16 protein-coding genes are annotated in these 24,006 nt (G+C 66.1%); 8 read left to right on the top strand and 8 right to left on the bottom strand.

Going from position 1 to position 24,006, the window contains the following annotated elements:
• Positions 1-36: 36 nt before the first annotated feature.
• On the bottom strand, positions 37-13,863 hold the full coding sequence (locus BJ970_RS36835; RefSeq protein ID WP_184733248.1) for a hypothetical protein: 13,827 nt from the start codon (positions 13,861-13,863) through the stop codon (positions 37-39).
• 345 nt (positions 13,864-14,208) lie between these two features.
• Entirely contained in the window at positions 14,209-14,361 is a 153-nt protein-coding gene (locus BJ970_RS36830) for a hypothetical protein (RefSeq protein ID WP_184733246.1), read from the bottom strand.
• 422 nt (positions 14,362-14,783) lie between these two features.
• Here BJ970_RS36830 and BJ970_RS36825 point away from each other — a divergent pair, with 422 nt between their 5' ends.
• The gene (locus BJ970_RS36825) at positions 14,784-15,176 is read left to right on the top strand and encodes an NUDIX hydrolase (RefSeq protein WP_312864658.1); all 393 of its coding nucleotides are present in this window, start codon (positions 14,784-14,786) and stop codon (positions 15,174-15,176) included.
• Between the two features lie 85 nt (positions 15,177-15,261).
• Here the strand turns inward: BJ970_RS36825 and BJ970_RS36820 are convergent, their stop codons facing one another.
• Complete coding sequence (locus BJ970_RS36820) at positions 15,262-15,456, bottom strand: DUF397 domain-containing protein (RefSeq protein ID WP_184733244.1); 195 nt, start codon at positions 15,454-15,456, stop codon at positions 15,262-15,264.
• Positions 15,453-16,304 carry a helix-turn-helix domain-containing protein gene (locus tag BJ970_RS36815; protein WP_184733259.1) on the bottom strand — a complete coding sequence of 284 codons (852 nt, stop codon included), beginning with the start codon at positions 16,302-16,304 and terminating at the stop codon, positions 15,453-15,455. The genes BJ970_RS36820 and BJ970_RS36815 overlap by 4 nt, the downstream gene beginning before the upstream one ends.
• A 153-nt stretch (positions 16,305-16,457) precedes the next feature.
• Between BJ970_RS36815 and BJ970_RS36810 the strand changes: the two genes are divergently transcribed.
• From BJ970_RS36810 to BJ970_RS36795, 4 genes are read left to right on the top strand one after another with little or no spacing between them, the layout of a single operon-like run.
• The gene (locus BJ970_RS36810) at positions 16,458-16,694 is read left to right on the top strand and encodes an HC3 family zinc finger protein (protein ID WP_184733242.1); all 237 of its coding nucleotides are present in this window, start codon (positions 16,458-16,460) and stop codon (positions 16,692-16,694) included.
• Entirely contained in the window at positions 16,691-16,915 is a 225-nt protein-coding gene (locus BJ970_RS36805; protein WP_184733240.1) for a hypothetical protein, read from the top strand. The genes BJ970_RS36810 and BJ970_RS36805 overlap by 4 nt, the downstream gene beginning before the upstream one ends.
• Positions 16,912-17,448 carry a hypothetical protein gene (locus BJ970_RS38715; protein WP_312864657.1) on the top strand — a complete coding sequence of 179 codons (537 nt, stop codon included), beginning with the start codon at positions 16,912-16,914 and terminating at the stop codon, positions 17,446-17,448. Before BJ970_RS36805 ends, BJ970_RS38715 begins: the two co-directional genes overlap by 4 nt.
• 6 nt (positions 17,449-17,454) lie before the next feature.
• A complete protein-coding gene (locus BJ970_RS36795; RefSeq protein WP_184733238.1) occupies positions 17,455-18,372 on the top strand; it encodes a phosphotransferase family protein in 918 nt (305 codons plus the stop codon).
• A gap of 24 nt (positions 18,373-18,396) precedes the next feature.
• On the opposite strand, the gene BJ970_RS36790 is transcribed toward BJ970_RS36795, so the two are convergent.
• Positions 18,397-19,347 carry an NADP-dependent oxidoreductase gene (locus BJ970_RS36790; RefSeq protein WP_184733256.1) on the bottom strand — a complete coding sequence of 317 codons (951 nt, stop codon included), beginning with the start codon at positions 19,345-19,347 and terminating at the stop codon, positions 18,397-18,399.
• A gap of 149 nt (positions 19,348-19,496) precedes the next feature.
• Between BJ970_RS36790 and BJ970_RS36785 the strand changes: the two genes are divergently transcribed.
• Positions 19,497-19,862: a winged helix-turn-helix transcriptional regulator gene (locus BJ970_RS36785; protein ID WP_184733237.1), complete on the top strand. Its 366-nt coding sequence runs from the start codon at positions 19,497-19,499 to the stop codon at positions 19,860-19,862.
• A 564-nt stretch (positions 19,863-20,426) separates the two neighbouring features.
• Here the strand turns inward: BJ970_RS36785 and BJ970_RS36780 are convergent.
• From BJ970_RS36780 to BJ970_RS36770, 3 genes are read right to left on the bottom strand one after another with little or no spacing between them, the layout of a single operon-like run.
• Positions 20,427-20,999: a class IV adenylate cyclase gene (locus BJ970_RS36780; protein WP_184733235.1), complete on the bottom strand. Its 573-nt coding sequence runs from the start codon at positions 20,997-20,999 to the stop codon at positions 20,427-20,429.
• 8 nt (positions 21,000-21,007) lie between these two features.
• Positions 21,008-22,381 (bottom strand): hypothetical protein, encoded by a 1,374-nt coding sequence (locus tag BJ970_RS36775; protein ID WP_184733233.1) that lies wholly within the window; start codon positions 22,379-22,381, stop codon positions 21,008-21,010.
• A 37-nt stretch (positions 22,382-22,418) separates the two neighbouring features.
• Positions 22,419-22,571: a hypothetical protein gene (locus BJ970_RS36770; protein WP_184733231.1), complete on the bottom strand. Its 153-nt coding sequence runs from the start codon at positions 22,569-22,571 to the stop codon at positions 22,419-22,421.
• 432 nt (positions 22,572-23,003) lie between these two features.
• On the opposite strand from BJ970_RS36770, the gene BJ970_RS36765 reads away from it, so the two are divergent.
• Entirely contained in the window at positions 23,004-23,258 is a 255-nt protein-coding gene (locus BJ970_RS36765) for a hypothetical protein (protein ID WP_184733230.1), read from the top strand.
• A 502-nt stretch (positions 23,259-23,760) separates the two neighbouring features.
• Positions 23,761-24,006 (top strand): helix-turn-helix domain-containing protein (locus BJ970_RS36760; RefSeq protein ID WP_184733219.1); only part of this gene is annotated, 246 nt, incomplete at its 3' end.

Below are 24,006 nucleotides of genomic sequence, written 5' to 3'. Positions count from 1 at the left end.
CCACCCACCCGCCCCGCTAAGACCAGATCAAACACCTCAAGACCCCGTTCGACACCAGCCACCTAGCCGCTGATCACCCCACGACCTGCTCTTCCCGAACTTGGCCGCCAACGATTTACCGCTGTGGGGCTCGCCCGCACCATCAGCTCGACGCAGCTCCGCAAACGCCCGCTCCCGATCCCGCTTCAGTGCCTCCGCCCGACCCGTACCCCCCTCCAGCTGCCGGAACTCCGAAAGCCGCTTCAAACCCCACGAACCGCTCTTGTTGAACGCCTTCCCCAACGATTCACCGGTGTGGGATTCACCCGCGTCACGAACCCGACGCAGCTCCGCCCACACCCGCTCCAACTCCGCCTCCCGCTCCCGCTTCGCCACCTCCGCCAGACCCGTACCCCCCTCCCGCTCCCTGAATTCCGAAAGCCGCTTCTCTCCCCACCTCAGGCCCTTGTGGAATTTGACCGACAACGTCGCACCGCTGTGGGGCTGACCCGCCTGATCAGCACGACGCAGCTCCTCCCACACCGGCTCCAACTCCGACTTCCGCTCGCGCTTGTGCACCTGCGCCTGACTCACCTCCCCCTCGCTGGTCCTGAACTCCGTAAGCCGGTGCGAACCCCACGACACGCTCTTTCCGAACTTGGCCCCCAACGACTTGCCGGTGTGGGGCTGACCCGCCTGATCAGCACGACGCACCTCCGCCCACACCCGCTCCAGATCCGTTTTCGACTCCATCGAAACCAGCCTGAACTCGGTAAGTCTGTCGTTGCCCCACGACCTGCTCTTTCCGAACTTGCCCGCCAATGACTTGCCGGTGTGGGGCTCACCCGACTCTTCAGCACGACGCAGCTCCGCCCATACCTCCCCCGCTAGCGGCTTCCGGCTCCGCTTCGGTCTCTGCGACTCAGCCGCCTCATCACCCGGCTCAGCAACACGACCCCGCTTCTGGCCACTACTTTCACCCACCGAAGCCAACCCACCCACGTCACCCGCAAATCCCCCAGCAGCAACCACATCCCCACCCGCCACCGCCTGAGACGGCATCTCACCCGCCTGTCCACCCCGAACCTCACCCCACCCAAAACCCCAAGACAGCCCCGAACTCACCGGATTACCCGACCACGACCCGACCCCACCCGCCGACTCCAGCAAAGCCCACCCCGACTCAGACACCAACGGATCCAACGACACAAGACCACCCAACCCCGCGGCAGAAAACGCCGGCGGCTCCTCCCCACCCGCCGGCGACTCCGCCCCACCCGCCGATGAATCCGACCCCGCCCCAGCGCGAATAGCCGACCCCGTCCCCCGCGAACCCAACGTCTCCGCCAACTCCTGCGAAAACCGCAACCCCTCAGCACGACCGAACTGAGCAACCCGCTCCGCCACCCGCCCCGCCACCTCATCCAAGACACCATCACGCGCCAGCCGCACCACATCATGCGTCCCCCGCACAATCCTCGCCGCAACATCACGCGAATTCTGCAGCAACTCCGCAGCCTTGCCCTGGGCACCGGGCCCGGCCACCGTCACATCTGACGAGGGCAACCCGGCAGCCATCCCAGATCGTGCTGCCTCAACAACATTCCCACTCGCGCCTGAGGCACCCTCAACGGCGATGTCTCGCGCACTCGGCCCTGATCGCTCAGTCCGCACCCGCTTTACCAACTCCGCGGCCTGCCCCACCCGCTGGCGCAGACCATCGATGTCCGCACCATCCAGCTCACCCCGCCCCAACTGGACCGACCACTCCGCAACTCGCGCACGTAACCCAGCCCGGTAATCGATCGGCGCAGCAGCCAAAAGCCCATGCAACGAACCCACCAACTCGATCAACTCTGTGACCAGACCCAGCCGCTCAGTCGCAACGACGTCCGCACTTGCCGACGACGCCCCCTCCGCCGGCATATCACCTCCGGACCGCGACGCCGCCGAAGCCGAACCGTCATCCTCCCACCGCTTGAACTCCGCAAGCCGCGAATAACCCCATCTTTCGCGCTTTCCGAATTTGGTGGCCAACGTCGCGGCTGTGTGGGGCTCACCCGCATCACGAGCGCGACGAAGCTCCGCCCATACCTCCGCCATCAGCGCATCCCGCTCCTGCTTCGCCACATCCGACCGACCCACGCCTTCCTCGCTTCTCCGGAACTCCGCAAGCCGCTGCCTACCCCACGACAGGCTCTTTCCGAATTTCGCCGCCAATGTCGCACCCGTGTGGGGCTTACCGTCGTCACGAGCCCGACGCAGCTCTGCCCGCGCCGCCTCCCGGGCCTGTGCCTCGTCCGCCGGGGGCATCCGCCGACCAGACCGCCGCTCAGACTCAACGTCCGCCGAGGAATCCTGCACGCCGGCCGGGAACTCTGGCCCTGCTCCAGCGCGAATGGTCAACCCAGTTCCTTGCGTACCGAGCGCGGTCGCCAACTCACCGGATAACCGCAATCCCTCATCGCGGCCGAATTCACGAACCTTCGCCGCAACCCGCTCCACCACCTCATCCAAGTGGCCCGCCCGCGCCAGCCGTGCCACATCATGCGTCCGCCGTACAATCCCGACCGCAACATCACGCGAACTTGTCGACACCCCTGATTCCGCAACCTTCTCCCGTGCACTCGACTCAGCTACGGCCGCATCCGTCCCGGACAGCTCGGAAACCCGGCCCGGCCGCTCAGCCACACCCCCATCCACACCCCCATCCACGCCCCCATCCACGCCCCCATCCATACCCACTGCCGATGCACCTTCCGCCGACAGACCACTCCCAGACCCCAGCCCCTCCGGAGCCGAACCACCACCCTCCCGCCTTCTGAACTCCGCGAGCCGCTCGATAGCCCACGCCCTGCTCTTTCCGAACGCCTCTCCCAACGTCTTCCCGCTGTGGGGTTTGCCCGCGTCACGAGCACGACGCACCTCCGCCCACACCTTCGCCGTACCCGCATCCCGGTCCCGCTGCACCAACCCCGCCGGCCTCACATCCCGCTCGCTCCTTCTGAACTCCGCGAGCCGCTCCACACCCCACGCCTTGCTCTTCCCGAACGCCTGTCCCAACGTCTTCCCGCTGTGGGGTTTGCCCGCGTCACGAGCACGACGCACCTCCGCCCACACCGATGCCAAACCAGCATCTCGCTCCCGCTGCGCCACCTCCGCCCGGCTCACACCCCCCTCCCTCTCCCTGAACTCCACAAGCCGCGCATAACCCCACGAAGTAACTTTTCCGAATGCCTCCGCCAAACTCTGACCGGTGTAGGGCTCACCCGCGGCTTCAGCACGACGCACCTCCGCCCACACCTCCTCCCGCTGCACCGCATCCGTCCGACTCGACCCCCTCTCCTCCGCTCTGAACTCAGCAAGACGCTGCCCACCCCACGAGGCACTCTTTCCGAACGCGTTCCCCAACGACTTACCGCTGTGGGGTTCGCCCGCGGCCTCAGCACGACGCACCTCCGCCCACACCGCCTCCCGCTGCCGCTTCGCCAAGTCCGCCCGGCTCGTCCCCCCGTCCTTGGCCCGGAACTCCCTAATCCGCGCATAAGCCCACGGCGTACCTTTTCCGAATGCCTTCGCCAAACTCTCACCGGTATAGGGCTCACCCGCGTCATCGGCTCGACGCAGCTCGGCCCGCACGGCCGCCAAATCCACCTCCCGTTCGGGCTTCGCCACATCAGCCCCTGTCGCATCCCCGTTTCGGAACTCCGCAACCTGCGCATACCCCCATGACTTGCCCTTCCCGAACTTGGCTGCCAGCGTCACACCGGTGTGCGGCTCACCCGCGTCATGAGCACGACGCAGCTCCGCTCGCACCTTCTCCAACTCCGCCTCCCGCTGCTGCTTCGCCGCATTCCCCCGCTGCGCACGCCGACCAGACTGCGGCTCGGATTCCACATCCTCATCACCCGAGTCAAACCGTTTCCGCTTGGGTCCGCTGCTTTCACCCGCCGCAGACGGCTCACCCATATCTACAACGGAAGGAAACGCATCCGCGCCATCCCCGAACCACTCGGCCGCAACCACGTCCGCACCGAACAACGATGGGTCCGCCGCCCACCCATCATCCGATCGACCGCCCTGAATCTCGCCCCACTCAAAACCCAGCGACTGCCCAGCATTTGACGGATCGATCGCCCACAACACCGGATCCGCAGCAAACGGCAGACCAACCGAATCCGCGAACACATCCTCGCCCGGTACCGACCGATCCGCCGGCCCTGCCCACTCCAGCAAAGCGCGCCCCGACTCAGACTCCAGCGGGTCAAACAGCACAAGGCCGCCGACCGATTCGGCAGCGGCCGGTGAGTCCTGCGGTCCTACCGGCGAATTCTCCTTATCTGCTGGTGAATCCGGGCCTACTCCAGCGCGGACGGCCAGGCCCGTGCCTTCCGTGCCCAGCTCGGCCGCCAGCTCCCGGGAAAACCGCACCGCCTCAGCACGACCGAACGCACGAACCCGCTCCGCAACCCGATCGACCACCCGATTCACCATGCCCGCGCGCGCCAGCCGCACCACATCATGCGTCCCCCGCACAATCCCCACCGCAACATCACGCCAACCCAACGACGCTCCCGACGCCGACGTCTCCCCCTGCGCACTCGACCCGGCCATGCCCGCGCCTGCCGAGGACAACCCAGGAACCGCCCCCGAGCACTCGGCCCGCACCCGCTCCAGCAACGCCGCCGCCTGCCGCACCCTCCTGCGCAAACCATCCACGTCCGCGCCACCCAGCTCACCCCGCTCCAACCGCCCCGACCACTCCTCCACCCGCGCACGCAACCCAGGCCGATACCCCTCCGGCGCAGCAACCAACAACTCCCGCAACGAACCCACCAACCCCACCAACTCCGAAACCAACGCCGACCGCTCAACTGCCACCGCATCCAAGCTCTCCGCCGACGTCTCCTCCTGCGACACACCTTCCTGTGACACCCCGGCCGCCGACGTCTCCTCCTGCGACACCTCCCCTGCCGGCACCTCCTCATCCGACGCCTCCCCTGTCGGCACCTCCCCTGCCGGCACCTCCTCATCCGACGCCTCCTCCGCCGGCACCTCCTCCGCCGACGCCTCGTCATCCGACGTCTCCTCCGGCGGCACCTCCACGGGCGCAGCCTCCCCAGACCGCGACGCTGCCAGGGCTGAACCATCACCGTCGCTCCTCCTGAACTCCGCAATCCGCTCCGCACCCCACGACGTGCTCTTCCCGTACTTCTTGCCCAACGACTGACCGGTGTAGGGCTCACCCACATCACGAGCACGACGCAACTCCGCCCAAATCGACTCCAACTTCGCATCCCGCACCCGGTCTTTACCGCCCTCCCGCCTCCTGAACTCCGCTAGCCGTGCATAACCCCACGCCGTACTTTTGCCGAACGCTTTCGCCAACGACGGACCGGAGTGGGGCCCACCGACATCACGAGCACGACGCACCTCCGCCCACACCGCCTCCAACTCCGCATCCCGCGCCCGGGCCGAATCCCTCTCCCGCCTCCCGAAATTCCGAAGCCGTTCCCTGCCCCAAGTCCTACTCTTTCCGAACGCCGCCCCCAACGACTGCTCGGTGTGGGGCTCGCCCGCATCGCGAGCACGACGCACCTCCGCCAGCACATCCTCCAAATCCGCCTCCTGCCCTCGCCTCGCCAACTCCGACCAGGACAAAACGCCCTCCCCTGCCCTGAACTCCGCAACCCGCTCCGCACCCCACCGCATGCTCATCTCGAATTTCGTCGCCAGCGATCGGCCCGTGTGGGGTTCACCCGCTTCGTCAGCACGACGCAGCTCAGCCCGCACCAGAGCCAACTCCACATCCCGTTCGCCAGCGTCGGTCGTACCGCCCTCCTGCCTGCTGAACTCCGCGAGCCGCTCCTTACCCCACGACGTGCCCTTTCCGAACGCCTCCCCCAACGTCTCAGCGGTGTGGGGCTCACCCGCCTCGCGAGCACGCCGCACCTCCGCCCAAACTGGCTCCGACTCCGCATCCCACACCCGCTGAGCCAACTCCGCCTGACGCACACCTCCCTCCCGTTCCCTGAACTCCGCTAGCCGTGCATAACCCCACGACTTGCCTTTTCCAAACGCCTTCGCCAGCGTCGAACCGCTGTGGGGCTCGCCCGCATCACGAGCACGACGCAGCTCCGCCCACACTGCCTCCAAGTCCATATCGCGTTCTCCAGCAGCCAACGGCGCCTCGGTCGTACCGCCCTCCCGCCTCCTGAACTCCGCAAGCCGCTCCCTACCCCACGACGTGCCCCTTCCGAACGCCTCCCCCAACGACTTACCCGTGTGAGATACACCCTTGTCTTCCGCGCGACGCACCTCCGCCCACACTGCCTCCAAGCCTTCCTCCCGCAGTCGCTGCGCCAACTCCGTAGCTGTATTCGCCTCGCTCTCCCTGAACTCCCTAAGCCGCGCAAAACCCCACGCACTACTCTTTCCGAACGCATTCGCCAACGTCACACCCGTATGGGGCTCACCTGCTTCGTCGGCGCGACGCACCTCCGCCCACACCTCCTCCGACTCCACCTCCCGCTTCTGCTTCGCCACATCCGCATGACTCGCGCCCCCCTCCCGCGCCCTGTACTCCGCAAGCCGCGCATTACCCCACCGCACGCTCTTTCCGAACACTTCCCCCAACGACCTACCCGTGTGCGGCTCACCCGCGTGATCGGCACGACGCACCTCCGCCCACACCGCCTCCCGCAGTTGCTGGGCCGACTCCGCACTTGGCTCCCCCTCGATCTCCCTGAACTCCCTAAGCCGTGATTGACCCCACCAGGCGCTCTTTCTGAACGCCTCCCCTAACGTCACACCTGTGTGCGGCTTTCCCGCCTCCTTCGCACGACGCACCTCCTCCCACACGGGCTCCAAATCCACCGCCCGCTTTCGCTTCGCCACATTCGCCCGATGCACGGGCCCCGCATCCTCAGCATCCTCAGCATCCTCAACATTCGATTCCACGCGACCCCGCTTGCGTCCACTGCTTTCACCCACCAACGCCGACCCACCCGTGTCCGCTACAGCTGGCAACCCACCCGGATCACCTGAGGGTCCCTCCGCCACAACCACATCCGCGCCCGGGAGCGAAGCATCTTCCGCCGGAACACCGCCTCTTTGACCACCCTCAACCCCATCCCACTCAAAGCCCCAGGAATGCCCGGCGCCCAACGGGTCAACCGACCACGACCCCATCGTGTCCGCCGTCTGAGCCCACTCCAGCAACGCCACTCCGGGCCCGGACTCCAACAGGTCAAACGCCGCCAAGCCGAATGCCGACTCATCGGGCGCCGCCTGCGAATCAGCAACGCCCGCCTGGGAATCATCCGCACCGGACGGTGAATCTGGCCCCGCTCCAGCGCGAATCACGAACCCCGTCCCTGCTGTACCCATCGTGGCCGCTAACTCCCGGGAAAACCGCAACCCCTCATCACGGCCGGACTCACCAATCTTCTCCGCAACCTGCTCCACAACCTCATCCAAAGAACCCTCACGCGCCAGCCGCACCACATCATGCGTCCCTCGCACAATCTCCGCCGCAACATCACGCGAACCCCGCGGCACCTCCGCAGTGTCCTCCGGAACACTCGACCCGGCCACGGCCGCATCTGCCAAGAACAAATCAAAATCCACACCCCACTGATCAACCGCATCCAACCCCGCCGCCGACGGGCCTCCCCCAGGCCCCAACGCCGCCAAGGCCGAACCTTCACCCACGCTGCTCCCGAAATCCGGCAGCGGCGCTTGACCCCACGACATGCTCGTCTCGAACACGTCCCCCAGGTCCAGGTGGGGCTCATTCGCGGCTTCGGCACCCGGCTTCGCCCACGCCTCCGGCAATTCCGCATCCCGCTGCCCGGCAGCCACCTGCGCGTCGGCCGTACCACCTTCTCCGATCCCGAACTCCGCAAGCCCCTGCGACGTGGCCTCTCCGGAGGCATCCGTCGACGCCGCACCGTTGTAGGGATCCTCGCCAGCGGGAGGCACCTCGGCTCCTACGTCCCCCGAGGGCACCTCAGGGTTTTCCCCCGCCGGATCCGCCTGCCCGTTAGCCCGCTCCCTCTTCCGGAACTCCGCAATCCACTTACTGCCCCACGACGTGCTGTGGCCGAACTTCGACGCCAACGACTTGCCGGTGTGTGACTCGCCCGCATCACGAGCACGCCGCAGCTCCGCCCACACCTGCTCCAACTCCGCCTCTTGCTTTCGCTTCGCCACGTCCGCCCGACTGCCGATCCCGTCAGGCGCCCTGAACTCCGCAAGCCGCTTTCTGCCCCAACTCTCGCTCTTTCCGAACTTGGTCCCCAACGTCGAACCCGTGTGGGGCTCACCCGCCTCATCAGCACGACGCACCTCGGCCCACACCGCCGCCAAGTCCACGTCCCGCCTCTGCTGCGCCACATCCGCCCGGGCCACCTGCTGGTCCGCCGGCCGCGCAGGCTCGGCATCACCCAAAACTTCAACAGGGCCCCGCTGGTGCCCGTTACTTTCACCCGATGACGCCGCGCCACCCACATCCCAAACCGAAGACAAGGCATCCACATCAGCCGCAAACCACTCCGCCGAAAACCAATCCGCGTCGGCTACCGACACACCCTCCCCCGGCGCCCCACCCGTTTGACCGTCCGGAAACGCACCCCACCCAAAGTCAAACGACTCGTCAATGCCCCACGACGTGCTCTCGCCCAACGTCTCCTCCAACGACTGGCCGGTGTGGGGCTCGCCCGCCTCGTCGGCGCGACGCACCTCCTCCGACGCCGCCGCCAAATCCGCATCCTGCGCCCGGTTCTTGCCCTTCTCCATTCTCTTCAAATCCAAAAGCCGCTCTTTGCCCCACGACTTGCTTTTTCCGAATACTCTCCCCAGCGTCTCGCCGGTGTGGGGCTTACCCGCGTCGCGCGCACGACGCACCTCCGCCCACACCGCCTCCAAACCCGCCTGCTGCCGCCGCTTCGCCACCTCCGACCAGGCGACACCGCCCTCCCTTGCCCTGAACTCCGCAACCCGATCCGCTCCCCACCGCACGTCCATCCCGAACGCCCCCGCCAACGACCGACCCGTGTGGGGCTCGCCCGCCTCATCGGCCCGACGCACCTCCGCCCACACCGCCGCCAGATCCACATCCCGCTCCGTCACAACCGGTTGCGCCTCGGTCGTATTACCATCCCTGCGCTTGAACTCCGCAAGCCGCTCATAACCCCACGACTTGCTCTTTCCGAACGCCTTGGCCAGCGTCGCACCGTTGTGGGGCGTCCCCGACGCCTCCGCACGACGCACCTCTGCCCAGACGTCCTCCGAATCCGCCCCCTGCTTCGTCCTCGCACTAGCGGCCTGCGCCGTATCCCCTTCCCTCGCCCTGAACTCCGCAAGCCGCTCCTTGGCCCACGACTTGCCCTTTCCGAACGCCGTCGCCAACGTCGCAGCGGTATGGGGCTCACCCGCGGCTTCAGCTCGACGCAACGCTGCCCACACCGCCTCCAAATCCACCGTCGGCTTCCTCCCGGCCCTACCCGGCGGCGCACCTTCTTGCTTCCTGAAATCCGCAAGCCGCTCATAAGCCCACGCCTCACTCATTCCGAACGCATCTGCCAACGTCGCACCGGTGTGGGGCTCACCCGCCTCATCAGCTCGACGCACCTCCGCCCGCACCGCCTCCGAATCCACCGTCGGCTTCCTCCCCGCCCTACCCGGCCGCGCAGGACTCCCTTCCCGCTTCCTGAACTCCGCAAGCCGCTCCCTAGCCCACGACGCGCTCTTTCCGAACTTGGCCGCCAACGTCGCACCGGTGTGGGGCTCATCCGCCTCATCGGCACGACGCACCTCCGCCCACACGACCGCCAAGTCCACCGCCGGCTTGCTCCCGCCCCTAGCCGCCGGCCCGCTCCCTTCTTGCTTTCTGAACTCCGCAAGCCGTTCCTTAGCCCACGACGCGCTCTTTCCGAACTTGGCCGCCAACGTCGCACCGGTGTGGGGTTCACCCGCCTCACGAGCACGACGGACCTCCGCCGACACCGCCGCCAAGTCCACCTCTCGCTTCCGTTGCTCCACAACCGACCAACTCTCGCCTCCCTCCCGCTTCCTGAACTCCGCAAGCCGCTTTTGGCCCCACCTCGCGCTGCCCCCGAACACTTCGCCCAACGACTTACCCGTGTGCGGCTTACCCGCCTCACTAGCACGACGCACCTCCGCCCACACGTCCTCCAAATCCACCACCCGGCCCTGCTCCACGACGCCCGCCGGAGGCACACGCCGACGAGACTGCATCTCGGCCTCGGCGTCCTCATCGCCCGAGTCAGCAACCCGCCCCCGCTTACGCCCACTACTGTCACCCACCGTAGCCGACCCACCCACGTTCCCAACCGAGGACAACCCCACCGAATCGGCCCCAAACCGTTCAGGCGCAAGCACATCCGCGTCACCAACCGGCGGCTGCGCCGCCAGCCGACCACCCGTTTCTCCGGCCCGATTGTCATCACCGTCAAAATCCGACGACTGGCCAACACCCAACGGATCAGCCGACCACGACTCCACCTCACCCCCCGCCTCAGCCCACTCCAGCAAGGCACGACCCGACTCAGACTGCAACGGATCAAACACCACCGAACCACCCAGCAAGTCATCAGCAGTCGCCGACGAATCCGATCCCGCTCCAGCATGGACGCCCAGCGAATCACCCTCCGTACCAAGCCAGGCCGCCAATTCCCGCGAAAACCGCCGTGCTTCGACAACGCCCTGTTCCAAACGCCGCGCCGCCACCAACTCAACTACCTCGGCAACCGAAACAAGCCGGTGACCCGCCACCTTCCTCACCTCATGCGTGTGCTGCACCAGCATCAACGCCGGCTCACGCGGCCCAGCCACCGACCGCGCCCGCTCGATCTCCCGCCGCAAATCCCCCACCGACCAACTCGCCACAGCCTCCCCCCGCACGCGCGACCCAGGCACAGCCGAGCCCGCCACCCCCGCTGGAACGGCAGCAACCGGACCCACGCCTGGCCCCTCACCGCCCTCGACAACCCGCTCCGGTGCCTTGACCCGACCCGGCCCGACCACCGGCCGAGGACGAGACCCATCAGCGGCAAACCGCATCCACCGTGGACCATGCCGACCATGCCCCGGCACGAACGCAACGACATCACGACCCAAGTCCCGCGCCGCCTCCGACGCCTGTCGCGGCGGAACCACCGCACCATCCCCCGACACCAACATCACCGGACCCTCGCCCACCTGACCACGCACGAACGCCGTAATCCCGCCACCGGACAGCATCTCCACGGGCACCCGCACCGCATCCGAGGGCAGCCCCAACGAATCCGGCATGGCCACCACATCACTACCGGGCCGAGGCAAATCGCCGCGCGCGGTCACCGCATGCACACCAGCAGACACGTCGTGGCCGCTCGCCTCACCCTCCCGCCTCACCGGCGGTTGACCATCCGCACCCACGTGGCCACCCGAAACCGCCTCGGTCCCGGGGGAATCATTCATCCACAAACCGTGATCCGCCGCCGCACCAGCTGCCGCAGAAGACGCTGCCAGCGGCTCACTCACCGACAAGTCACGCACCGGCTCTACCACCCGCGGACCGGAAACCTCACCGGCAGGCGCGTCGTAGTCGCTCGTCTGACCCCGCGACAGCTCGGGCCCCACACGATCCGGATTCACCTGGGCGTGCGGAACGTGACCTGTCGTGGACGGCACAGGGTCCGGCGATGCACCAGAAACATGAGATCGGCCAGCAGCGAAGTCCCGTGCATCTGCCCCGGGACCAACCGTTTGCGCCCTTGACACATCACTACTATCCACACCAGACAATTCAGGGCCGCCGCCGTGATTGTCACCGGAGAGCGGTCCGAACACCGACGGCGCGCCCCCACCGATCTGTCCAACCGCACCCTCGGACGGCAACTCCGATGTCGCAGTGGCGGGACGAGCCCGCTCAACATCCGCCGCCGCAGGCGAATACGCCGGTGGCGGTGTATCGGGCCGGGCCTGCTCGGTATCCGGTATCGCCGGCGAGTACGCCGGTGGCGGCGCGTCTAGCGGATCTTCGCCGACCATCTCCGGCACATTGGTGTCAACAGCGCCGTGCACCTTTCCATCGGCGGCCGTGGACTCGCCCAGGACATGCCGGCCACCCGCCACGCCCTGGCCCTGCGGCGGTGTCCCGGAATCCGACGGCGCGGTCCCCGGCGCCAGATGATCCGCAGAAGCCATGCCGGAGCCAGCCGATACTCCTGCGACGTCCCTGCCCAGGCTCTCCGAACCACCTGGTACCCGACCAGAGGAAGCTTGACCGCCCACAGTGGAGCCGTCGGACGGGGACGATTCACCGCTGAGCCCAGGAATTACGGGCCCGTCACCCTCACCAGCCGAATGGTCTGGCGTGCGCGGACCATGACCGGCCGAGGCCGTGGCCCGGCCAAAGTCGAAACGCCGGCCCGCAGGATCGCCATCCACTGGCGCAACACCCGAATGCGTCGCCTCCGCGAAACCTGCGGACGGCGGGACCATCCCCGCGCCTGGGAACGCCTCCTTGCCCTTCGCCCAACCGCTTTCGCCATCCGGCACCGCGCTCTTGCCTTCTGCGGCTCCCTTCTCGCCACCCAGCACCTCACCCTTTTCCCCGGCAACCCCGCTCTTGCCGTCCTCCATCCCAACCACACCAGCCCGGAAACCACCGACACCACCGCCCGACACGGGGCCAGAAAATGCCGAACCCCCGTCAGACACACCACCGGTATCCGAAAAGTCCTTCTCATCAACGATTTCCCGCTGGGAATCAGCCGCCACCAGCGGAGTCGTCTCCTCACTGGTCGACCCGTCCCGGTAACACGTGCCCGGCGGAATCAACTCACCCCGCAACACCAAACCCGCCAACCTCCCCGCACCCGAAGCCACCGACTCCGACACCCCCGCCGTAAACGAAAACGGATTGAACTGCACACCCTGACCAGTCGCCACCCCATACACCAACTCACCCACCATCTCCGTCAAACCCTCCTCCAACGACTCCCCCAACCCCCGACCAAACCGCGCCGCCCACATTCCTCGCACCGACATCCCCGCGTACGAATCCACCGCCTCCGCCACCACATCCGCAAACCGCGCCAACCCCGACACCGGATACAACTCCGCATGCTCCTCGGCAGCCCGCCGCGCCGCCGCCTCCAACAACTGCCTGTCCACCTGATCACCCAACCCCGCGACCAGCACCCGCGCCACCGACTTGCCCACCACATTGCCCAACGCCGACAACGGCAACCCCACCCCCGCCGACATCGCCCCCACACCCGCCGCATCCCGCGTCCACGACGACGACCAACCCTCCTTCCCCTCCGACACCAACACACCCTGCGCCACCACATCCGGCAACACGTTCAACCCCACACCCACCCCCGCACACATAGCCAACCGCATAAACAACTGACCCCACCACCGCGACAACACAAACCGCATCACCGCCACCCTCGCCGCCAACCACGCCAACGACGCCCCACCCGTCGCACCCGCCATCGCCACCGCCCACGCAATCTCCCCCAACAACACCACCAACCCACCCACCGTCACAAACTTCAAATACTTCACCTGCCACCCCACATCCCGCACAAACACCCCCAACCCCCGCAACACCCCACCCGAGACCTCCAGCACATCCGCAAAACCCCCCACATTCTCCGCAAACCGATCCGCCGCCTTACCCGAAAAATCGCCCCGTGCCCGTGCTACTGCCTCCGCCAAACCATCCCTCAGCCCCTCCACCGCACCCACACCCGACACCAACGCCTCCCCCACCGCCAACAACGCATCCTCATCCGCATCCGTCATATCCTCACCCGTCAACACCTGAAAAAGCCGCCTCACCTCCTCCGGCACCACAATCGACACCCACACCACCCACTCAGACGATTCTCAGAACCAACCGGAACGACTACACTTCGTTATCTGGGCGATGGCATCTCACCGAGGAGTGCCGCCCCCATCTCATTGAACATACGGGTGACATGGCACTTCCCTTCCTTCCACGAGATTGGCGACTATCGCGCTATGCTCATCCGGTCGCGGCCTCCTCGTCCTAGCCGCCATCGGTGGGCCGCCGCATCGGTGGGCGCTGATCGCGAACCCGGTCGGCGGCCACGATTGAAGCTCCGGACGAACCCAGCCCGAACGTGGCCCTGCACTTGCGTTGCGGAGAACGACTCGGCGGCTATCCATAGCCTGGTCGCAGCGACCTCACCACAGCGTCGCCAATCCACTCCCACCAGTGAGCGGGCGCTCCGACACGGTTTTCAGCGCCGTTAGCGGATTGAGGCCGATGAGGTCCGGCTGCGAGTCCTTGTCCAGCGACTCGCGATCTGCTCCGGTCTGCGCCGCCCAGCTGCGCATGCTGCTCTCCGTTTCTGGGTAGCACACGGGGTGAGTGCCGCTGCGGCATCGCCTGGCGATTCCTTCGAAAGTCAACATAGGGTACCCGGTGGGCGGATACCAGGGAACGAAGGGGAAAAGTCCCCTGGTCGCAACGCCCTTGCGAGATCCGGAGGCCAGATAAAGATTTCACAATCCGCGCCCAACCAGGTACGTTTCCAAACCGGACTGACGACCCTAGTCATCCGAGTTGGAGCGCGGTCAAGATTCCACTCTATTCATGCCTGATTTTCGCGCCAGTGTTACCCGTTTACACACTCCTTCGCTCCCTTTCCATCTACCGGCGGCCGAGGTCTGCCGGGCTCTCGCGTTCCCAATGATCCACATCATCTGAAACGATCAGGAGGTGACACCGCCGGCACCGTTTCATCCTCGATCAGTGAGTGTGGGAACTCGCGGGCGGCTACGTCGACCCGAACGAAGAAACGGCACTGACCGCGGCCCGTGAGGTCGAGGAAGAGACCGGCTGGCGCCCGCTGTCCATCCGGCCGTTCGGCACTTTCCAGCCCGTCACCGGAAGCGCGGACTTCGAGAACCTGCTGTTCCTCGCCGACGGCGCCGAGGACACCGGTAAGCCGGCTGACATCAACGAAACGGCACGCGTCGAATGGATGCCGTCGACCGAAATCCCCGAGCGCATCGACCCAGGCGAGATTCCGGGCGCCGCGCGCGTGGTCGCCAAACGCCTACGGCTCACGGCTTCGCCGACGCTGGAGGACCTGTGTGTGCTGCTGCCGGAAGACATTCCGGGACCGGACGAGATCGTCGGCACGTGATCGCGGCGATTTCAATGGAAATCGCCGGCAACAGAAGCGCCCCCGGCACGTGGTTGGGATGCCGGGGGCGCTTCGCTGTGCACGGTCAGAACCGGCCGGACTTCACGGCGTCGATGAACGCCGACCACTGCGCGGCGGTCGTAGTGAAGTACCCGGCGGACCGGTCCTTCGTGTCGCGGACAGCCGCCCCGTCACTGGCGCGGCCGATCTCGACGCAGTTGGTTTGAGAGCTGCTATAGCTGGACTTCCGCCATCCGTAAGGCATGCGGGGTATCGTCATGTTGTCGTCTCCAGTTCAGTGATGACATCGGCGATGAGCTTGGTTGTGTCGGCCGGGCTCATCGCCACGCTTTTCACCCTATCGACGGCGTTTCGGTACGCCTCGATGTCGTCCGGTTCATGGAAGAACAGCCCGGCACGTCGGTTCTCGACATGCACGATCGGTCGTTCGTCGTCGAAGTCGATCAGGACGAACGGACCTTCGAGCGCTGGGCTCCATCCCGCTGTTGATGAGACTATTCGGAGGTCGACAGTGGGCATCTGGGCGTAGTTCAACAGGTGGTGCATCTGGTCGAGCACCACATCTCGACCGCCGATCTCCTGCCGAATGGCCGCTTCTCCGACGAGCGCCAGTAGGTTCGCCGGTTCCCGCCGAGTCAGCACCTCGCGCCTCCCCACCCTGACGAGTACGCGAGTCTCGATCTCGTGGGTGGGCACCTCGGCGGCCACCATGATGGCGCGGGCATATTCGGCGGTCTGCAGCAAGCCAGGAATGAGCAGCGGTGCCACGTCGGTGATGCGTTGAGCGCTGCGCTCGAACTCCAGTAGTGCGGCCATCTGCCGATCCCTGTCACCACTCTGCACCGAGAGCCAATGCGGGTCGCCGGCCCCGCGTGCCAGATCGAGCAATTCGGAACGCTCCGCGCCATTGACGCCGGTGGCGGCAAGGATCGATGCAACGTCCTCCGGTTGAGGCGACCTTGCACCGGTTTCCCAACGAGAGATGGCGCTGTGCGAAATTCCGAGCTGTTCAGCCAACCCACGGACGGTGAAACCCGCAGCCTTACGGGCATCGCGAAGTCGTGCGCCGAGCGCGCGTGCCTTCGGTGATCCGTTGGTGCCAGACATGCACCACATCATAGGAGAGGCGGAGGCTCGTCGATCTATCGCCCTTTCGATGCATTGCCCTCTTCGTGCCACAGGTGCCACGGTATTGGCACCTTGTCACCACCTCGATGGCGCCAACCTGGGGCCGCAGCGTATTGGGAGGTATGTCTTGTGATGTACAGACCCCACTTCTTCAGCTGGGTGCCTGCCGATGGTCTGCGGCATGCCAGCACCGACGCCAAACCTTTCAGGGGCTACCCGACCGGTTTCGTGGTGGCCACCCTGTGCGGTCACCAGTTGGCAGCGGAAAACACCGATCTGGCGTGGTTTTGGGAGACGTGCCGGACCTGCGACGACAAGGCTCACGAACTTGCTAAGACCCCGACGCCACCCGCCGCGAGTGCGAGATGAGCGCGACGGAAGCCGACCGGGCAGTCACACTCGCCACTCTGTTGACGAGCGCGGCCGTCGCGTTGAACGGCCTGGCCAAGGCCGTCCTCATGGGACGGGCAACCGATGACGCTTACCTGGACACCGAACGACTGTTGTCCGAGCTGGTCGACATGCTCAGGGACCGGTGTCAGACCTACGTGCCGCCGCGCGTGGTCGACTCGAAACGGCCCGACCCGTGACGGCCGCGCTCGCCTCTACCGGCCTGTTCATCTTCGGCGCGCTCGCAGTGTGGGCGACGTTCTACTACGCCCCGGCCCGGCACGCAGGAAGCGGTCAAGGCGCGTTGACAGTCGACTACCTGATCGCACGGGTGAAAGCGGAGACCAGCGGCGGCCGACACCGGCTCCGCGAACGCGAGCCGCGCACAGTCCAGCTGCACGGCGACCTCTCCGACGCGCTCGCGAACGAAAAAACCCGGATCCTGCCGCTTGTCGAGTCCGGTCTCCCGGCCGACCGCGAATCGTACCTACCGGCCCGGGACCGAGACGCGCTGGCCCGGAATCGGGGAATGCTGCGGCGAATCCTGGGCGTGCCCGAAGACGTCGCCGACACGGCGCCCAAGGGCGACCCCATCGGGGTCCGACACCGCACGGTCGCGGCGATCGAACAGGCCGGGTACATCGTCGACCGCGAGCTATGGTTCAGCGAGGGCGCGATGCTGTGCAGCCAGTGCCACAACGGCTGCTACGACGACCCGCCGCCGAAGAAGTGAGCACCGATGACCCGACGTGACTGGGACGAACTGCCCGCCGCCGTGCGTGCCGCGATCGAGAACAAGTGTGGCACGGTGACGCGGGCGGTGTTCCCGGACGCCGGGCGGAACTCGGACGTGTCCGCCACCCTGCACGCCGGTGGCGGACACGTCCTGTTCTGCAAGGGCGTCCGACTCGACACCTCGCGCGCCCGGATGTACCGGCACGAGGCGCGGGTGAACCCGTACCTTCCGTCGGAAGTGGCGCCGCGGCTGCTGTGGCAGACCGAGGTCGACGGATGGTTGCTGCTCGGGTTCGACCACGTACCCGGGCGGCATGCCGATCTCGCCCCGGATTCCCCGGACCTGCCGCTGATCGCCGACGCACTTCGTACGATCGGCGCCTCGTTGACGCCGTCGCCGGTCGACGCGCCGCAGCTCGCCGAGCAGTGGGCGCGGCTGGCCGCGTGGCGTCGCCTGGCGCACGACCAGGACGCCGAGCCCGACCAGTGGCTGCGTGATCGGCTCGGGGACTTCATCGACCGGGAACGCCGCGCGTTCGAGGCGATCGAGGGCGACGCCCTTGCCCACACCGATCTGCACCCTCTCAACGTGCTGGTGTGCGACCGAGCGCGGGTTGTCGACTGGGCATGGTCGCGCCGCGCCGCGCCGTGGGTCGACGCCGCATTGCTGGTGCTACGGCTAATCGACGCCGGGCACACCGCAGCCGCAGCCGAATGCTGGGCCGCCGACGCCCTGCCCGCGTGGTCCGCGGCAAGCGATGAGACGCGCACCGACTTCGCCGTTGCCGTACTCGGGGTCTGGCACCACATGGCGCGAGCCAACCCCGGGCCCCAACGGGCGCCGCTGGTAGACACCGCCCGTCGGTGGGTCGCGCACCGGCTCGGCGACATTGCGCCCCCGTTACTCGGCGCCGTGCGGTAGGCACCACCGGGAAAACGAAATCGGTCAGGAATCCAGGCGCAGGACCAGTTTGCCGCGGGTGTGGTTGTCCTCTCCTCGCCTGTGGGCCTGGGCGACCTCCTCCAGGGGGAAGACCTCCTCGACCTCGACCGCGACCGCTCCCTCGTCGATGAGGCGGGCGATCTCGGCCAGCGCGGTCCCGTCCGGCTCGACGAGGAAGGGACTGGTGCGCACCCCCCGAGCAGCGGCGGCCGCCCGCAGCTCGGGTGATACGCCGCCGGGGACGGCGACGAGCAGCCCGCCGTCCTTGAGGACCCGCAGGGAACGGGTGCTGGTGGCGTCGTGCCCGTCTCCCAGCAGGTCGATCACGACGTCGATGCCGGAAACCGTGTCCTCGAAGCGTTCCTTCGTGTAGTCAACGTGCACCGCTCCGAGTCGCGTAAGCCACTCATGGCGGCTTTCGCGGGCGGTGCCGACCACCTGCGCTCCCAGATGCCGGGCGATTTGGACGGCGAAATGCCCGACTCCACCGGCTGCGGCGTGCACCAATACGCGCTGCCCGGCCCGCACCTGGGCGGTGTCCGCCACGATCTGCCAGGCGGTGAGGGCCGCCAGGGGCACGGCTGCCGCCTGTTCATGGCTCAACGCGACCGGCTTTCGCGCGAACTGGCGGGCCGGAGCCGTGACGAACTCGGCGTACCCACCGGCCTGGCGGGGAAACCAGGGCATTCCGTAGACCTCGTCGCCGGGTGCCAGCGTGGTCACCCCGAAACCGACTTCCTCGACGACTCCCGAGACGTCCCAGCCCAGAACGAACGGCGGTTCGCCGAGCACGCCGGCCATACCGCCGCCTTGCCGGGTCTTCCAATCAACCGGGTTGATCCCCGCCGCGTGCACCCGCACCAATACCTCGGTCGGCAGTGGTTCGGGCCGGGGGACCTCCTCGACCCGCAGCACCTCCGGACCGCCGAAAGCACGCTGCACCACCGCACGCATCACTGACGTGGACAAGAGATCTCCTTGAGGTTCATGGATTTCAGTCGGCCGCTGTTCGCGGCCTCGACCGCACGCTAACCCCAGGGCCCTAGTTACCATCAAGGGCTAGTACTATCCAAAGGGAAGTACGAGCGTGGGAGGAACCAGCCATGAGCACTCGATGTGACACCGGCCAGCACGATCACCACGACGTCTACGAGGCCCAGTGCCCCTGCCGGGCGATGCTGGATCTGCTCGCGAACAAGTGGTCGGCGCTCGCGATCGGCGCGCTGGAGGAGGGACCACACCGATTCGGTGCGCTGCAACGCCGTCTACAGGGGATCAGCCCCAAGGTGCTCACCCAAACACTGCGCCGTCTCGAAGACGTCGGGCTGGTCGATCGAACCATCTACCCTGCCGTGCCCCTCCACGTCGAGTACGAGCTCACCCAACTCGGCCGCAGCGCCGCCGTCCCGCTCAACAATCTCCGAACCTGGGTCGAGGAAAACCTCGACCTCACCACCGCCCAGCGCTAATACCGGGTCCAGGAACGTTGGCCGGGCCACCGAGGGCGCGTAGCGATTTCGCGCGAAGTGGGTTAGGGCGTAGAGAGTGATCACCTTTCCCCCCAACCCGGACATGCGCAGCAATCCGGCTGTGTGACGGGTGCAGGGGTGTCCGTCCGGGCCATTGGCCTTGGATTCGGGGTGGTGCTGATACTTCAACATCACCCGCCGGTAGGTGATGATCCGGACCAGGTCGTCAGGCGGTTCGATGCTGTATGACTCGTCTTGGTATTCCCACGCCTCTGCGGTGGTGCGGTAAGTGGTTCCGTTCGGGTCGTAGAGGAGTTAAACGGCTTGATCTGCTCCCGGAAGAGCTTGCCGGTATTCCATTCGGTGAATGGTCGGCACAGTAGCGGTGATGAGATACTGCGCCGTGTCAACGCGGGGCGGTCAAGTCGCTACGGTGCTGTGATCAGGCGTTATAGGCCACCGCGGAACGCGGTCGGCGACACCTACCCCCAGCGCGTACCAGCCAGAACGGTCCCGGACTGAGACGTCAGCCCGGGGCCGTTCGTCGTCGGATCGGGCCAGCGATCACGTGCGGATGGTTGCCGCCCGCACGAGATCCCGGTACGGCAGGGTCACGACCGGATACCCCGAGAGGTCTAGCTCTCGCTCGATCTCTTCCAGCAGACCAACCCCGGACTCGTCCACTGCGGTGATCTCGGTTTCGACGAACGCACCGAGAGAGCCGATCGTGTCGATGGCGACGGCAACGTCATCGTGCTTGGGATGCCGGTACAGCGTCCGGGCCTTCTCGACTCTGGCGAGCGTGACCATACCGGTGCACGTCATCAGGCGGTTGGCGGCTTCTGCCTGTTCGGCACCAGCGAGGAGAACGTTGGTCTCCACCTTGGCGATCACGTCGGTCGTGCTGTGCGTGCTCTCGTCCGAAGCGGGCTTGTAGGTGATCTCGGCGAAGCCGTCCCGCTGCCGAACCCGTAAGCACTCCACGGTTTCCAGGTAATCGACATGCCGGGGGCTGTAGTAGGTGTCGATCTCCGTGAACGTGCCGTGTTGCCGATATCCCAGCTCCGCCAGGCGGGACCGTAGCGCCTCGCCGCTGTCGGGTAGCTCGCGTTTCCGCTCGACCTCAATGGGACTCATGACCGGGATTATCTCCTTGAGTTGATCGCTGTGTACGCCCGTGCCAGGTTGGACTTGCCGCAGTGGTCTTGCACTGAATCCAACGCTCGTCGAAGCGCGGTCTCGTCGGACAGGGGAATGTTCTGGAACAGCACCAGTTGCTTAGCGTCGGTCAACGGGTTCGCCAGCCGCTTGGTCAGGAACCTGTTGTAGTAATTCCTCTCCGCCCGGAAAATATCACCGTCCTGAACAGGCATCAGGACCGTCTCACTATCCGAGTCGGCCGAATTGACCGCGAACGCTGTCAGCAGTTCGTCAGTGGTCAGGTAGGCGTAGGTCTCGCGGCCTTCTCTCGCCAGCCAAGACATCCACACTTCCGCACACGCCGTGTCGCCGTTCTCGGCAGCGGCGAGGAACGTGGTCAAGGCAACATCGGTCACTTCGTCCAGGATGTCACTATCGATGGTGTAGTGATCTCCGTACGCCTCACTCATCGCCAGCAGCGAGGCTTTCTGTGATCTCGGGAGCCAATCCGCCTCGGTCAGCGTGTAGTGCGCCCGCTTGTGACCGCGTTTGAAATCAACCCAGTCGTGCGCAAGCTGCCCATCCAAGATCGGTGTGAACCCCAGCACGCCGGAACGCCACACGTGATCCCGGAACGTGATGTAGTGCCGCTGAATCTCCCGGAACAGTCCAATGGGGGCGACGACAAACACGCAGGTGTTCACGTCAAGTTCCCCAACGGGGACGATCCGCGAGTTTTGACGGGCAAGGATGTCATCCGATGCGTGGTGGTACGGGTGCGTTCCCTCCCGCAGATACTGCGGGACGAACATCCGCATGAACTGCAACCACGCCAAAGCGTCGTACGACTGGATAGCCCGCTCATGCAACGAAGGGGACGCCACCGCGTACACGTCGCGGTAAACAAAAAAGCCGTATGGCCGCAAGACAGTGGGCAGCGTTCGCATCATAGCGTGCAACCCACTGTATCCCCCGCCGTACGAGTACACCTCATGCAGCAGAGCAGAGGCGCTGATGACGTCGGCTGGCCCGGAAAGAATGCTGCCGATGTCTTGCGCTAGACCATGCCGGAGAACGCAGGTCCCGCCCGCCTGGTTGAACTGCTCGACAGCCAGTGAAAGTGACTGCGACACCACGCCAGGAGCTTCCACCAAAGTGAGATGAAGAGTTCCGATGTCGTCAGCGCCAAGGTGGGACGCGAGGTAGGACACCGCTGCCCCGCCACCAGGGCCAACTTCCACCGCCTTCGGCTCCGCGTTCTGAACCCGACAAAGGGCACGACGCAACAGAAGTCCCTTTTCCGCACCGTGCGAATTGGCAGCCACGTCAAGGTACCCAACGTTCGATTTGTGCGCCCGAGCAAAGCCTTCCAGCGTCATGGCACCCCCTGTCAGAAACGGTCGCCCGGCAGGTACATCACAGCGGCTGGACACACTCAGGCACGTTGTGTTCCTCCATACCGCCGAAATACCAACCTCCGTGCAGCCATGCGACCAGCATCAACACCCCCACCCAGAAAATCAGGTTCCCTAAGTTGATCGGCGACTCACTCGAAATCTTCGCACCCATATGGACTTATCCCTCCGAATTCGTGTTGCCAGTCAGTGCATCGTGACCTGTTCCCTTTGGGGGGCTGGTGTCCGGTGCGGGTGCCGGTCGGGGGGCGGAACTGCGGCACCCGCACCGGGGTCTAGACGACCGCCGTGAGCTGTGTCGGGGCAGCTCGGCGGGCGGCACAGTTCCGGCAACCGACCACGCTGACCTGAGCATGCGTCGGTGCATTACCGCCGATCACCCGAACGTCGCACAACGTCCTCCCACGCCGGGCCTGGGCGCGTTCGTGGGCGGTCCGGTGGTGGTCGACCCAGATGTCAGCGGGTGCAGTGCCGATGTCGTCGGAGGTGAACCACGCAACCGGCGTCCGGGACTGCTGCGGAGCGATCGTCGCCTCAAGAGCGCGGACAGGGAGACAAGCCATCGTCATCGCTGCCCCTCTGGTCCTTGAAGGCGCTGCAACTCGCCGGGGCACCCAGTGCATGGGGTGGGGCTCCGTCTGCGCGGGTCAGCAGGCGCGAGGACGCCGAGCAGTACTCCGCACAGGGACTCGAGCTCCCCATAGAGAACGTAGTGCTCAATTCCGTTGCGGCTGACGAGCTTCCGGTAGCCGGTCACGACGGGATCGCCCCGCTAATCGTGGGCCACAGGTTGCTGCATGGAACCTGGCTGCTGGTCATTGCGGCGGACGCCTGCGAGTAGGCGTCCTGCCATTCAGCACCGTAGTGGGTCCATCGTTCGTGTTCACGGACTTCGTTGTAAACCGGGTCGGTGTGCAGACACGCGGGTTCGCTGCATCGCCACACGGTGGCTCCGTCAGGGTCGTAAGTTCGACGCGGCATCACTGATCACCCCTGGTTGTGTCTGGGTGGCGGGGGACCGGCGCTCGTGTACCCGATGCCGTGCCGATCCCCCGCCAGGCCGCGCCGGTGTTCCTGGGGGACGGGCTGGACGGGCCTACGGGAAGAAAGCAGCGGAGTCTTCCGGCGGCGGCTCGCCAGCCACACCATTGCGGCTCTGCGTGATCACTCACGCACTCAGAGTGTGCAGCCGGGCAAAGGCGCGAACTGACACAGAATTGACACAAAGATCAGCGTTACCCTTGGATCACGCCTCCTGCCCGGAGGAACCGGCCCCCGGACTAGGCCCCCGGAGGTCTCGGGCAGGCCAGGCACACGGCACCCCGGGCGAGAGGACGTTCACCATGACCGCCACCGGTCCCGAGCACATCGGCTCGAACATGGCTCTCCGACGCAAGGCGAAAGGTCTCACCCAACATGCGTTCGCCGCGCGGATAGGGATTTCCCCTTCCATGCTGACCAAAGTGGAGCGCGGGGAGCGAGAGGCCAGTCATTCCACCGTTGCCGCTGCCGCACGGGCGTTGCGGTGCACGATCGAGGACTTGACCGGTCAGCCCTATGTCGACAACAAGCGAGACAAGGCCGTTCAC

Origin of the sequence: Saccharopolyspora phatthalungensis (assembly GCF_014203395.1) — a bacterium.
GTDB lineage: Bacteria > Actinomycetota > Actinomycetes > Mycobacteriales > Pseudonocardiaceae > Saccharopolyspora > Saccharopolyspora phatthalungensis.
This window is presented reverse-complemented; position numbering and strand designations above follow the sequence as displayed.

Excerpts from the sequence above, each read along its gene's own strand:
- BJ970_RS36785 (WP_184733237.1), top strand. The coding sequence starts at position 19,497 with ATGAGCACTCGATGTGACACCGGCCAGCACGATCACCACGACGTCTAC.
- BJ970_RS36770 (WP_184733231.1), bottom strand. The coding sequence starts at position 22,571 with ATGGGTGCGAAGATTTCGAGTGAGTCGCCGATCAACTTAGGGAACCTG.
- BJ970_RS36790 (WP_184733256.1), bottom strand. The coding sequence starts at position 19,347 with ATGCGTGCGGTGGTGCAGCGTGCTTTCGGCGGTCCGGAGGTGCTGCGG.
- BJ970_RS36830 (WP_184733246.1), bottom strand. The coding sequence starts at position 14,361 with ATGCGCAGCTGGGCGGCGCAGACCGGAGCAGATCGCGAGTCGCTGGAC.
- BJ970_RS36810 (WP_184733242.1), top strand. The coding sequence starts at position 16,458 with ATGTACAGACCCCACTTCTTCAGCTGGGTGCCTGCCGATGGTCTGCGG.
- BJ970_RS36805 (WP_184733240.1), top strand. The coding sequence starts at position 16,691 with ATGAGCGCGACGGAAGCCGACCGGGCAGTCACACTCGCCACTCTGTTG.
- BJ970_RS36820 (WP_184733244.1), bottom strand. The coding sequence starts at position 15,456 with ATGACGATACCCCGCATGCCTTACGGATGGCGGAAGTCCAGCTATAGC.
- BJ970_RS36795 (WP_184733238.1), top strand. The coding sequence starts at position 17,455 with ATGACCCGACGTGACTGGGACGAACTGCCCGCCGCCGTGCGTGCCGCG.
- BJ970_RS36780 (WP_184733235.1), bottom strand. The coding sequence starts at position 20,999 with ATGAGTCCCATTGAGGTCGAGCGGAAACGCGAGCTACCCGACAGCGGC.
- BJ970_RS36775 (WP_184733233.1), bottom strand. The coding sequence starts at position 22,381 with ATGACGCTGGAAGGCTTTGCTCGGGCGCACAAATCGAACGTTGGGTAC.
- BJ970_RS36815 (WP_184733259.1), bottom strand. The coding sequence starts at position 16,304 with ATGTCTGGCACCAACGGATCACCGAAGGCACGCGCGCTCGGCGCACGA.